Consider the following 12,270-nt stretch of genomic DNA (forward strand, 5'->3'; position numbering starts at 1 on the left):
CACTCTCCGGTGTGGTCACAGGGCCCGCTGGGCGGGGACTCAGCTGGTGAGGAATGAACGGATGACGGGGGCGATGGCCTTCGTCTTGATGAGGTGGTTCTGACCTGGGACCACCTCGTGGCGCGCGCCGGGTACGGCCTCGGCGAGCGCGGCGATCGCCGTACGCATGTGAGCCGGGCTTTTGCCGCCGTTGACGATCAGCGCCGGTACGTCGATCGCCTTCCATTGCGAGGCGTCGAGCGGTTTGCCGAAGCAGTTGTCGCCGAGCACCCGCGCGTCGTACGGCAGGGTGTGCGCGACGGCGGTCATGCCCTTCCAGGCGGGCATCAGCCGCATCATCGCCACCACGAAACCGGGTAATCCGACGCCCTTGGTCATGAAGTACTTCGCCGCGTCACCCGGTTCGCGCGCCGCCAGCTGCTCGACCCAGTCGGCCGGAATCGGCTTGCGGCTGTCGTCCACCACGAAGGGCGGCTCGAACGCGACCAGCCGGGTGATCGGTACGCCCGCCGCGGCAGCGCGTAGCAGCAGGGCCGCCCCGGACGACGTGCCGTACGCGTACGCCGAACCGCCCGCGGCGGCGACTACGGCCGCGAGGTCCTCGACCTCCCGGTCCACCGAGTACGGCTCGGTGTTCCGCTGTCGGCCCGGCCGCGCCGATCGTACGTGTAGACGGTGAAGTCGTTCTGCAACTCCTGGGCCAGTTCCGGCATCGGGCCTTGCGCGCGGCTGCACAACGCGCCATCGATCAGTACGAGCGCGGGGCCCTGGCCGATCCTGTCGTAGGCGATGGTGGTTCCGTCGGTTGAGGTGGTCGTGTTCATGCGAAGAACTCCCGCAGCTTCGTTGCCATCACGGCAGGGTTGACGTTGTGGTCCTGGCCGTCGATGGCGAGGTGACTTGCGTTCTCGAGAAGGCCCGCGAGCGCCGGAGGCCACTCCCGGGCGTGGGCGGGACCGGTCATCACCAGGGTGGGGGTGGTGTAGTTCCGCACCTTGTCGACGCCTATAGCCGCCGCGTCGTACTCCAGGTCCCAGAGCGCCAGCTTCTTGGCCGGACAGCCTGCGACGACAGCTAGCAGCGCAAGGCCCGCACCGCTTGAGGCGCCGTGCAAGTAGGCCGAACCGCCTGTGGCGGCGAAGACGGCTTGGAGGTCTTGGAGCTCCAACTCCGGGGAGTACGGCGTACCGGCGGGGCTGGGGTCACTGGCGCCTCGGCCGCGGCGGTCGTAGTTGTAGACGGTGTAGTGCTCCGCAAGCAGCGATGCCAGTGGTGCGTTGGCGGACCGGTCGGAAGCCCCGCCGACGAGAATGACGGCGGGTCCGTCTCCCAGCCGGTCGACGGCGAGGGCGGTGCCGTCCCGCGACCTGACCTTGATCATCGATGTGCCTCCTGGTCCCTGGCGGGTGGGCCCCGCCTTTCACCAGTGCGTCGAAAACCCGGCCCGGTTTTCGACGCCCGCTGGTGGGTTCTTTCGGCGGCTCTTGGTCAGAAGGGTCCGATGAACGCCGACACGCCTAGTCACAAGAGTCCGACGAACGGCGACACGCCGCGTCGGAAGGGTCCGATGACACGCCGGGAGGGGCACGCCGGGAGGGGGCACGCCGGGTGTGCGGGGCGGTTAGCAGGCGGCGGCGCGGGTGCGGAGGAGGGTGCGTTCGCGTTCGTTGCGGGTGAGGGTGGCGGCGCGTTCGAACTCGGCGCGGGCTTCGTCGAGGCGCCCGAGCTTGTAGAGGAAATCGCCTCGCACGCTTGGTAGCAGGTGGTAATTCTTCAGCGACGGTTCGTCCAGTAGGGCATCGACGATTTCCAGTCCGTGGCCCGGGCTGAAGGCCATCGATACGGCGACCGCGCGGTTCAGCTCGATCACCGGGGACGGCGACACCTGCGCGAGTACGCCGTACAGGCCGGCGATGCGGGCCCAGTCGGTGTCCTCGGGGGTCACCGCCCGGGCGTGGCAGGCGGCGATCGCGGCCTGCAGCAGGTACGGACCCGGAGTGCCTTCGAGGCCCCAGGCCACGTCGAGAGCGGCGAGGCCCCGGCGGATCAGGAGGCGGTCCCAGCGCGAACGGTCCTGCTCCATCAGCAGCACGGGCTCACCATCGGGCCCGGTCCGGGCGGCCGCGCGGGAGGCCTGGAGTTCCATCAGCGCGGTCAGGCCGTGGACCTCGGGCTCGGCCGGCATCAGGCCGGCGAGGATGCGGCCGAGCCGGATCGCCTCGTCGCACAGGGCCGGGCGCATCCAGTCGTCACCGGCGGTGGCCGAATAGCCCTCGTTGTAGATCAGGTAGATGACCTCGAGTACGGAGGCGACGCGTTCGCTCAGTTCGGCGGTGGGCGGCAGCTCGAACGGCACACCCGCCTTGGCCAGGTTCTTCTTGGCGCGCACGATGCGCTGCGAGATCGTTGCCTCGGGCACCAGGAATGCGCGCGCGATCTCGTCGGTCTTGAGGCCGCCGAGCAGGCGCAACGTGAGCGCCGTCCGGGCCTCGGTGGACAGCACCGGGTGGCACGCGGTGAAGACCAGCCGGAGCAGATCGTCCTCGATCGTGTCAGCCAGGATCGAATCGACGTCGTCCTCGACACTCTCGCCGTCGATCTCCAGCTCGTGGCCCATCTCGGCCAGCTTGCGCTGGTACGTCTCCTTGCGCCGGATCAGGTCGATCGCCCGGCGCTTGGCGATCGCCATCAGCCAGGCGCCCGGGTTCTTCGGCACGCCCGACTCGGGCCATTGCTCCAGGGCGGCGACCAGAGCGTCCTGCGCGAGTTCCTCGGCCAGGCCGACATCGCGCACCAGCCGCGCGACGCCGGCGATGATCCGCGCCGACTCGATCCGCCAGACCGCGTCGATCGCCCCATGGGTGTCCGTAACCGTCACGCGACCGATAGAACCGCACCGGCCGGGTCAGGGCAACCTGGTTGTACGAAACCAGCCGCCACCAACCCGGCCCGGGTGCCGCTCAGCCCGCTCAACCGGCCACCGCCCTGGACCGGCCGAGGCCGGCCGGGCAGCCGGGCAGCCGGGGTCAGCGAGCAGGCGGGGTCAGCGGGCGGGCGGGGTCAGGCGCCGGCGGCCTCGAGGTCCTCGGGCTCGACGACCTTGCGCAGCTCGACCTCCTGGTCGAGGGCCTCGGCCAGCCGCGCGGCCCACTCGATCGCCTCGTCCTTGCTGCGGACGTCGATCACCATGATGCCGCCGATCAGCTCCTTGGTCTCGGCGAACGGACCGTCGGTGACGGTGCGCTTACCGCCGTCGACCTTGACCCGGGCACCCTGGGCGCTGCTGTGCACACCCTCCGCGACCAGCAGCACCCCGGCCTTGCTGAGATCCTCGATCAGCGCGCCGACGTTGTCGATCAGCTCCTGGGTGGGAGGTACGCCCGCCTCGGACTCGGCGTCGGCCTTGTTGATGATCATGTAACGCATGGGTCTGCTCCTTCGGTTGGTTCTAGCTTTCACCACCGCGTCGAACAGTAGAGACCCAGATCGACACTGCGCCTACATTTTCACCAGCATTTTTCCGGTGTTGGCCCCGCGCAGTACGCCGATCAGCGCCTCGGGCGCCTGAGCCAGCCCTGCCACGACCGTTTCCTCGGCGTGCAGAGTGCCGTCGGCCAGCACAGGCGCGGCCAGGCCGATGTACTCGCCGAACAGGTGCAGGTACGACGTCACCTGCAGGCCCTGCAAAGTGAGCGACTTGTAGGTCACCTGCATCAGGTTGGACGGCCCCGGCACCCGCTGGTTGTAACCGCTGATCGACCCGACGAGCGCCGCCCGGCCGCCGACCTTGAGCCGGTCCAGGGCTGCCTCGAGGTGGTCACCGCCTACGTTGTCGACGTACGCGTCGATCCCGTCCGGCGCCTCCGCCGCGAGCCGTGCCGCCAGATCGCCCGCCTTGTAGTCGATGGCCGCGTCGAACCCGAAGTCCTCGATCAGCTTCTTCGTCTTCAACGGTCCACCGGCCGAACCGATCACCTTGGCGGCACCGAACCTGCGCGCGAGTTGTCCCGCGACACTGCCGACGGCCCCGGCTGCGGCCGATACGAAGACCACGTCGCCCGGCTTCACCTTCAGTACGTCGGTCAGCGCCGCGTACGCCGTGAGGCCGGTGGCCCCCAGTACGCCGAGATACGCCTGCGGCGGGGCGATCGTGGTATCGATCCGGGTGGCGTCGCCGACCACCGAATACTCGCGCCATCCGGCGAAGTGCGTGACGGTATCGCCGATTTTGAGGTCAGGATCGTTCGAGCCCACAACTTCTCCGATGGCTCCGCCTTCCAGTACGGAACCGAGCGCGAACGGCGGTAGCGCGCCGGGCACATCGTCCATCCGGCCGCGCATATACGGGTCGACCGACATCCACGTGTTCCGGACCAGCACCTCGCCGGGACCTGGCTCGGGCACCTCGGCCGTCACGAGCTCGAAGTCCGCGGGCGCCGGTTCGCCTACCGGCCGGGCCGCCAACCGGATCTCGGCACCCAAAAGCTGCTTCATCGTCCTGCCTTTCGTCGTCGGTGATGCCAGCCTCGGCGCAACCGCTGTCGACAACCTGTCGACCTGCTGTCGGTCGCACGGCCCACGCGTTTCGAGGTGCTCGCGGTCACCCTGGTCCGGCCCAGCGAGCGCGGCCTGCTCGCGGTGACGGCCGGTCGAGAGTCGGTAGCGTGGGCCTATGCGTTTCGGGGTGCTTGGTCCGGTGGCCGTCTGGTCGGCCGATGGCGAGGCGGTCCGCATTCCCGAACGCAAGGTCCGCCTTCTGCTCGCGGACCTGCTCGTGCACGCCGGACAACCGGTATCGGTGGACCGCCTGACCAACGATCTGTACGACGTCGGGGCCGGCGACCGCCTCCCTGCCGATCCGGGTGGCGCACTGCAAGGCAAGATCTCGCGGCTCCGCCAGGCCCTCGGAGATACCGCCCGCGACCTGGTGGTCTCGCAACCACCCGGCTACGCCCTCCGCACGGAGGCCATCGACGCAAAGGAGTTCCGCTCACTCCTGGCCCAGGCCCGCACCCTCGCCGCCCCCGAGGCCCGGATCGAGCTGCTGGATCAGGCGCTGGCGCTTTGGCGTGGACCGGCGTACGCGGACTTCGCCGATCTCGCCTTCGTCCAAGCGGAGGCGGCCGGGCTCGAAGAGGACCGGCTGCTGGCGATCGAGGACCGGGCCGAGGCTCTCCTTGCCGTCGGACGACACCAGGCCCTTCCCGGTGAACTCGCTTCCCTGGTCAACGCTCATCCGTTGCGGGAGCGCCTGCAGGCGTCGTACCTGCTCGCGCTCTATCGGATCGGCCGGCAGAGCGAGGCGCTCAACGGGTACGACGACCTGCGGCGCGAACTGGCCGACGAACTCGGGCTCGACCCGGGCAAGGCGCTCACCGACCTGCACCAGGGCATGCTCCGGCAAGACCCTGCCCTCAATATCCCCACCGCGGCCCCGGTCGCAGGCGGTCCCGGCCGGCAGCCGAAACCGGGCGGGTCCGGTCCGACCAGGCGGAGGTCGAATCTGCCCGTCGCGCTGACCGAACTGGTCGGCCGGGCGGACGCCGTACGGCAGGTTGGCGAGCTCGTCGCGAACCGGCGACTCGTCACCCTGATCGGCCCGGGTGGCGTCGGCAAGACCCGGCTGGCTATCGAGTCGGCTCGCGCGAGTGGGTACGACGCCTGGCTGGTCGAGTTGGCCGGACTCGATCGTGATGCGCCGCCGGCCTCGATCGCCGACGCCATCATCGCGGCCCTGGCAGTGCACGACGACCCAACGCGCGCGGCGTCCGGCTCCAGCCAGGAGGTCCTGATCGATGCTCTGGGCAACCGGGAACTGTTGCTTGTGCTGGACAACTGCGAGCACGTGATCGGTTCGGCCGCGGTCATCGCCGAACAGTTGCTGCAGGCAACTCCTGGTTCGCGCCTCCTCGCCACCAGCCAGGAGCCGCTGGCCTTGACCGGTGAAAGCGTCTGGTCGGTACCACCGCTCGATCTTCCGGCCGGGGAGAATCCGCTGGCGTCGGGCGCGGTCGGTTTGTTCCTCGCGCGCAGTGGGCTCGGCCCGGAGCTTTCGCCCGGCGACCTGGAGGCCGTGCTGGAGATCTGCCGCCGCCTGGACGGGATTCCGCTCGCGCTCGAACTTGCCGCGGCCCGGGTGCGAGGCCTCGGCCTGACGGAACTGGCCGCCAGGCTGGACGACCGGTTCCGCACGCTGACCGCCGGCCATCGCACCGGACCGGCCCGGCAGCAAACGTTGCGCGCGACAATTGAGTGGAGCTGGCAACTATTGACCGAGCCGGAGCAGGTCGTGCTGCGACGACTCGCCATCCACGCCGACAGTTTCACCCTCACGTCCGCAGAAGTTATTGCTGCTAGCAACCAAACGCTGGACGTACTGGAACTATTGCCGCGACTGGTGGACCGATCACTGGTATCACGAGTGGACGGCTCACGCTTCCGGTTACTGGCGTCCGTTCGCGCGTACGGGCTTGAACAGCTCACGACGGCGGGCGAACTCGAAGAAACGCGCCAGCGGCATCTGCGCCACTACACCGAACTGGCCGAGGAGGCCGTACCGCACCTGCACAGCGCGGGACAGCTCGAATGGCTCGAACGGCTGGACGGCGATCTCGCCGAACTCTGCGCGGGATTCGACGACGCGGCCCGCCGCCAGGACACCAGGCAGGCGCTGCGACTGGTCGGCGCGCTGGTCTGGTACTGGTTTCTTCGTGGCCGGTTGAGCGAGGCCGACCGGGCCCTGCGTGCCGCACTGGAGCTCCCCTCGGCCGATCCCGAGACGCAGGCGCTCCGGCAACGCGTTGAGGTTTGGCACACCGGCTTGGGACTGTTGCGTGGCGACTCGTCGATGCCGGAGAAACTTGTTGCCGAGTGCAAGGAAGCTCGTGACCTGTGGTTCCTTGCCTTTGCCAACCGAGGTTTCGGCGATCCGGTCGTGACCGCGCGGCTGACCGACCAAGCCCTGACCGGCGTGCGCGCGACGGCCGATCGCTGGGGAATCGCCGCCACCCTCGCCCTGCGCGCGACGCTCGAACGGGCGAACGGCGATCTCGCCGCCGCCCGTCGCGACGCGGAGGAGGCCGTCGCGATCTACCGCGAGCTCGGCGATCGATGGGGCCTGCTCAAGTCGACCGGGACCCTCGCGGAACTGGCCGAAATAGCCGGCGATTACGACCAGGCCCGGGCCTTGCACAGCGACGGCCAACGCCTGGCGGAGGAACTCGGGTTGTGGAGCGAGGTCTCGTTCAAGCTGTCCGGGCTTGGCCGGATCGCCTTGCTGACAGGCGATTTCGCCGCCGCCGGGGAACTTCACACGCAAGCGCTGCGGCTGGCGGTCGACGAAGGGGATCAGGTCGCGGAGGAATTCGCGACCGTTGGACTGGCCTTGGCCGCGCGTCGCCAGGGCGATCTCGACTCGGCCGAGGCGAAGCTGCGGACCTGGCTCGACTGGCTGGACCGCGTGGACGGTGAGCCCGGACTCGCGCTGGCACTCGCCGAGCTCGGGTTCATCGCCGAACTCCGGAGCCGTCCCGCCGAGGCGTTCGAGCTGCATCGGCAAAGCCTGGCCGCGGCCGAACGGATCGGCGATCCCCGGGCCATCGCCCTTGCGACCGAAGGCCTCGCCGGAGCTCACGCCCTCACGGGTGATTACGCGCAGGCCGCCGTACTGCTCGACCAGGCGACGGCGCTGCGCGAGTCGGTTGGCGCTCCCCTGCCACCGGCCGAACGCCACGACGTCAACCGCATCACCGCCCGCCTCACCACCACCGCCGCCACCCCGTAGCCGCGCCGTACCCCGCGCCGTAGCCGCGCCGTACCCCGCGCCGCGGCCGCGTGGGTCAGCGGGAGGTGGCGGCTACGCGGAGGCCGAGGGCGATCAGGACCGTGCCGCTGGCGGCGTTGAGCCGGCGGCGAATGGCCGGGCGGGCGAACCAGCCGCGCGCGCGGCCCACGATCAGCGCGAGCGTGAGGTAGAAACCCGTCTCGAGCACGATCTGGAACGCCGCGAGGATCGCCGTGGTCGTCAGCAACGGCTGGTCCGCCGGTACGAACTGCGGGTAGAAGGCGAACATGAACACCGCCGCCTTCGGGTTGGCCAGCTGCACGATCACACCTTCGCCGAACGGCCACCACCAGCTACGACGTACGCCGCCGGCCTGAACCGCGGCAGGCGCCTCTTCTTCCGGCAGGCCTTTGTCACGCCACGCCGCGCGCCAAGCCTGGAAGCCGAGGTAGATCAGGACGACCGCGCCAACCACCCGCAAGACCAGGTACGCCGTCTCGGAGGCCGCCACCAACGCTGCGAGACCGGCCCCGGCCATCAGTGCCCACAGGTAGAGCCCGAACTCCAGGCCAAGAACCGTCGGCACCGCCGCACGGAATCCCTGCAACGCGGCGCGGCGAAAGATCAACGCCATCGCCGGACCCGGCGAAGCCGAGATCAGCAGCACGGCCAGGAGGAACGCGGGCAGCGAGGTGACAACATCCATGCCCGCAGGCTGACACGCCTCAGCCCCTTTCCACCAGAGGTTTTGCGAAACCCAGAAAGCCGGCCAAACCCTGCAAAGGCCGCTGACCGAGAAGGCTCAGGCGAGCAAGGTCCGAGTCAGTCCGGACAGCCGGCGCGCGTTGTCCGGATCGAAGCTGGACAGGTCCGGATCGACCGGCTTGTCGCGATCCCACGGGATGAAGCGGCGCTCCGGTTGATCGTCCATCACGGCGATGATGCGTTTCGCGTTCTCCTCAGGCGACTTGGCGAACACCTTCGCCAGCAGGTTCAACCCGGTCCGGAGTGGTTGCGGCATCCGGTTGGTACCGCTGTTGGTGTAGCCCGGGTGGTCCAGCATGAACCGGGTCCGGCCGTCCGGGTGGTCCTGCAGATAGCCGACGCCGAGCAGATCGTTGGCCCGGCCGCCTTGCAGGATCGCCCGGGCCGGGCTGTACCGCCGGGTCAGCTGCAGGTCGTCCCATTGCACCCCGCTCTTGGTGAAACCGGTCGCGCCCAAGCTCACGATGATCGGGTCGTTGCCACGTTCCAGCAGGTCGGTCAGACCATGGCTGAGCAGATACCGGCTCAGGTAGTACAGGACGAACGTGCCCTCGAAGCCGTCCACCGTCTCGACCCGCTTCAGGAACGGCGTCATCGCGGTCAGCACCAACGCGTCGAGCGAATCGTGCCGGGCCTGCACTTCTTCGATCACCCGGCGGTTCTCCGCCACCGACAACAAATCGGCCCGAATGAACCCTGCTCGCGCCCGGGCCTCCCCCGCCTCGCTGAGGAACTGCTCACCGCGGGCCGGCGTACTGCCGATCACGGTCACGCGGGCGCCTTGCCGCAGATAGTGCAGAGCGATCGCCCGCCCGAGACCGGTGGTTCCACCGGCCACAACAACGTCCTTCATAACCCTCCTCGATCAAGTCATCGATCGATGACTTAATCACCGTAGGGCTGATACGACCGCCATGTCAACGATCGATGACTTAAGCTGGCCCGATGGCACAGACGCACAAGCGCGATCGCGAGGCGACCCGGGCCCGGCTGCTGGAGTGTGCGCGAATCCGCTTCGCCCGCGATGGGTACGACGGCGCCAGCGTGCGCGACGTCGCGAGCGACGCGGGCGTCGATCCGGCCCTGCTGTTTCGGTACTTCGGCTCCAAGTCGAAGCTGTTCGCCGAGGCGATGAACCCGCCGGAGGCACCGAGCGAACTACCCGCCGGGCCGATCGAGGAATTGCCGGCCAAGCTGCTCGAACAGCTGGTTTTCCAGGAGTGGCCGGCGTACGCCGGGGAGCACCCGCTGATCGCGATGCTGCGTTCGGCGGGTCACGAGCACATGCGCGACAAAGTTCGCGAGCAGATGTGCGGGCAGTACCTCGACCTACTGCAGGAGTTGGCGCGGGGCGACGACGCAGCATTGCGGGCCGAGTTGTTCTCGGCGTGGATGCTCGGCATCGGGATCCTCCGCACGGCGGTCGGCACGCCCGCGCTGAAGGACGCGACAACCGAAGACCTTGCCCCCCACCTCGCGGCGGTGGGCAAGGCCCTGTTCGGACGGGCTATCCCCGTCCCCGGGCAATGGTCACAAGGGTCCGATGAAGGCCGACACGCCTAGTAACAAGCGCCCGATGACACGCCGGGAGAGTTAGGACGGGAGATGGGGGCGGCTGGGGTTTTGGCGGGCCAGCAGGGCGGTTATCCGCTGGTCGATCGGGCCGGGGGCGGTGAGGGCCTTCGAGGTGCGGGCGGCGGCCGGGGGTGCGCCGTCGGCCGGTACGTCGGGCCGCGGGGCGCCGGCGCAGACCGTGCGCGATCCGGGCAGGATGCCCTTGATCAGGTAGTCGTTGATCTTCCGGGTGGCGCATTCGTTGCCGCCGTAGATGCCGTGACTGCCCTCGTCCTTGACCGAGATGAGGTTGTTGTTCAGCGCGGCGGCCATCGCGGGACCACCGTCGTACTGGGTGGCCGGGTCGAACTCGGCCTGTACGACCAGACCGGTCGGATAACCCGCGCGCTTGAGGTCGATCAGCTTCTCCGGTGGCGTGAACGACCGGAAAGTGCAGTTGGTCGGAGCGGCCGCCATCGCGCCCGGGCCGTAAGGGTACTTCTTCCGGAACAGCCGCATCTGCGCCTCGTACACCTTGAGATCGCGGGGCCAGTCGGCCTCACAGGTGACCGCCGGGAAGACCCCGCTGTAGGTGTCCTTGATGGCGCCGTACAACGCCTTGAACGCGCGACCCGCGGCCGGACTGAGACCGGTCTTTCCAGTTCGGCCGAGTTCCCCGATCAGCAGGGCGAGTTCGTGCCAGGCCGGCCGGTAGGCTGCTTCGCCACCGAGGATCAAGTCGAAGAAGGTGCCATCGATCTTCGGGAACTCCGGCGGCGCCTCCGGCCAGGGCACCGGGTTCTTCGCCAGCTTGGCCCGCAGGGTGTCCATCGTGGTCTTCACCTCGGCCGCGGTCTTGCCGAACCCATACCGGCTGTGGCGTTGTGCGACCCAGCCCGCCCAGGCGTCGACGTTCTCCCTGGCCGCGACCGCCTGCTGCTTGCTCGCCTCGTAGTAGAACCAGTCCGGGTGCATCGATGAGTCGAGCACGCTGCGGTTCAGCTTCGCCGGGAACAGACTGCCGTAGACGGCGCCGAGATAGGTGCCGTACGAAAAGCCGAGGTAGTTGATCTTCTTCTCGCCCATCGCCGCGCGAATGACGTCCATGTCGCGGGCGGTGTTGGCCGTGCTGATGAACTTCCGCAGGCCACCGCCTGCTCGCTGGCAGCCCTGCTCCTGGGCCAGGGCGTCGGCCGCCAACCGCCCGAACTGCGCGTCCGTCGGGCGGGTCTCGAACAAGGGCTCCGCCGCCGGGACCTCGCACTCCAGTGTCGTGGACCGGCCGACGCCGCGCGGGTCGAACCCGATCAAGTCGAACGCGCCGGCGATCGCGTCCGCCCGCATGAAGCTCGGCATCAGCAGACCCCCACCACCCGGACCACCCGGGTTCATCAGCAGCACCCCCTGGCGACGGGCCGGACCGGTCGCCTTCAGCCGGCTGATCGCGATGCTCAGGTTGCCGGCCGAGGGATTGCGATAGTCCAGCGGCACGATCACCTCAGCACATTCGAGGCCCTTCCAGATGAACTCCCAGACGTCTTCCGGCATGCCCGCCGGCGGCTCGCCGCGATCGCAGGTCGCCCAGTCGGCGGCCTGCTGGTAGTACGACGCCAGGCTCTTCGGCGATTTCGCCTCGGCGGGCACGATCGTCGCGGGACCGGCGACCAGCACCATGCCGGTCAGCACCGCCACGGCGCGCGCCAGACCAGGCCTAAGCCTCACTGGTGATTTCAAAACACTCTCCGCTCCTCAGTGGATACAGAACGTGAGGGACGGTAGTGAGCCGGTCATGAAGGTTCGATAAACGCTGGATAGGCGCTCTGTGCGAATTCCGGCCGGCCAAGGCCGACCACCGCCAGGTCAGCGGAAGTCGGCCTCGCCTCGGGGTAGCCGGGAGGGCTCAAGAGGACGCAGCAGGGCGGCGGCGAACCAGGCCTCGATGGACTGGGCCTGCCGAGTGTTCGGCACGTAGACCACCCGGGCCATCCACTCGCCGCCGTTCGCCCGGCGCCACTCGAGGATCAGCCCGGGCCACGGACCGCGCTCATACGGCGTACCCAGCACCCAGCAGTGCCGGCGCTGCGCGTCGGGCGGAGGGTCCCTGGGATAGCGCCTGTTCGTGCCCACGGAACCAGCATCGCACACACGTTCGATTGGAGCGCAAGTCC

12 protein-coding genes are annotated in these 12,270 nt (G+C 68.9%); 2 read left to right on the forward strand and 10 right to left on the reverse strand.

The genetic code is table 11. The features are described 5' to 3' along the window. Positions 1–39 precede the first annotated feature (39 nt). The 6 genes from ACFFGN_RS27970 to ACFFGN_RS27995 all read right to left on the reverse strand — a co-directional run bounded on the left by ACFFGN_RS27970 (position 40) and on the right by ACFFGN_RS27995 (position 4,494). On the reverse strand, positions 40–618 hold the full coding sequence (locus tag ACFFGN_RS27970) for an alpha/beta fold hydrolase (protein ID WP_380053241.1): 579 nt from the start codon (positions 616–618) through the stop codon (positions 40–42). After that, the gene (locus ACFFGN_RS27975; protein ID WP_380053243.1) at positions 585–824 is read right to left on the reverse strand and encodes an alpha/beta fold hydrolase; all 240 of its coding nucleotides are present in this window, start codon (positions 822–824) and stop codon (positions 585–587) included. Before ACFFGN_RS27975 ends, ACFFGN_RS27970 begins: the two co-directional genes overlap by 34 nt. Continuing rightward, a complete protein-coding gene (locus tag ACFFGN_RS27980) occupies positions 821–1,381 on the reverse strand; it encodes an alpha/beta fold hydrolase (RefSeq protein ID WP_380053245.1) in 561 nt (186 codons plus the stop codon). The genes ACFFGN_RS27975 and ACFFGN_RS27980 overlap by 4 nt, the downstream gene beginning before the upstream one ends. A 240-nt stretch (positions 1,382–1,621) precedes the next feature. Continuing rightward, a complete protein-coding gene (locus ACFFGN_RS27985; RefSeq protein WP_380053247.1) occupies positions 1,622–2,878 on the reverse strand; it encodes an RNA polymerase sigma factor in 1,257 nt (418 codons plus the stop codon). A 182-nt stretch (positions 2,879–3,060) separates the two neighbouring features. Beyond that, positions 3,061–3,426 carry a YciI family protein gene (locus ACFFGN_RS27990; protein ID WP_380053249.1) on the reverse strand — a complete coding sequence of 122 codons (366 nt, stop codon included), beginning with the start codon at positions 3,424–3,426 and terminating at the stop codon, positions 3,061–3,063. Positions 3,427–3,498: 72 nt separating this feature from the next. After that, the gene (locus ACFFGN_RS27995) at positions 3,499–4,494 is read right to left on the reverse strand and encodes an NADP-dependent oxidoreductase (RefSeq protein WP_380053251.1); all 996 of its coding nucleotides are present in this window, start codon (positions 4,492–4,494) and stop codon (positions 3,499–3,501) included. 178 nt (positions 4,495–4,672) lie between these two features. On the opposite strand from ACFFGN_RS27995, the gene ACFFGN_RS28000 reads away from it, so the two are divergent. Then, positions 4,673–7,783 (forward strand): ATP-binding protein, encoded by a 3,111-nt coding sequence (locus ACFFGN_RS28000; protein ID WP_380053253.1) that lies wholly within the window; start codon positions 4,673–4,675, stop codon positions 7,781–7,783. Positions 7,784–7,838: 55 nt separating this feature from the next. On the opposite strand, the gene ACFFGN_RS28005 is transcribed toward ACFFGN_RS28000, so the two are convergent. Together ACFFGN_RS28005 and ACFFGN_RS28010 are read right to left on the reverse strand one after the other, a co-directional pair. Next, positions 7,839–8,489: a LysE family translocator gene (locus tag ACFFGN_RS28005; protein WP_380053255.1), complete on the reverse strand. Its 651-nt coding sequence runs from the start codon at positions 8,487–8,489 to the stop codon at positions 7,839–7,841. 96 nt (positions 8,490–8,585) lie between these two features. Next, on the reverse strand, positions 8,586–9,401 hold the full coding sequence (locus ACFFGN_RS28010; protein WP_380053257.1) for an SDR family NAD(P)-dependent oxidoreductase: 816 nt from the start codon (positions 9,399–9,401) through the stop codon (positions 8,586–8,588). 92 nt (positions 9,402–9,493) lie between these two features. Here ACFFGN_RS28010 and ACFFGN_RS28015 point away from each other — a divergent pair, with 92 nt between their 5' ends. Further along, on the forward strand, positions 9,494–10,111 hold the full coding sequence (locus tag ACFFGN_RS28015) for a TetR/AcrR family transcriptional regulator (RefSeq protein ID WP_380053259.1): 618 nt from the start codon (positions 9,494–9,496) through the stop codon (positions 10,109–10,111). Between the two features lie 30 nt (positions 10,112–10,141). Here the strand turns inward: ACFFGN_RS28015 and ACFFGN_RS28020 are convergent, their stop codons facing one another. Beyond that, positions 10,142–11,794, reverse strand: coding sequence for an alpha/beta fold hydrolase (locus ACFFGN_RS28020; protein WP_380053261.1), 1,653 nt, complete (start codon positions 11,792–11,794; stop codon positions 10,142–10,144). A 168-nt stretch (positions 11,795–11,962) separates the two neighbouring features. Further along, the gene (locus tag ACFFGN_RS28025) at positions 11,963–12,229 is read right to left on the reverse strand and encodes a hypothetical protein (protein WP_380053263.1); all 267 of its coding nucleotides are present in this window, start codon (positions 12,227–12,229) and stop codon (positions 11,963–11,965) included. Between the last annotated feature and the right edge of the window lie 41 nt (positions 12,230–12,270).

This window comes from Kribbella deserti, from assembly GCF_042434725.1.
GTDB lineage: Bacteria > Actinomycetota > Actinomycetes > Propionibacteriales > Kribbellaceae > Kribbella > Kribbella deserti.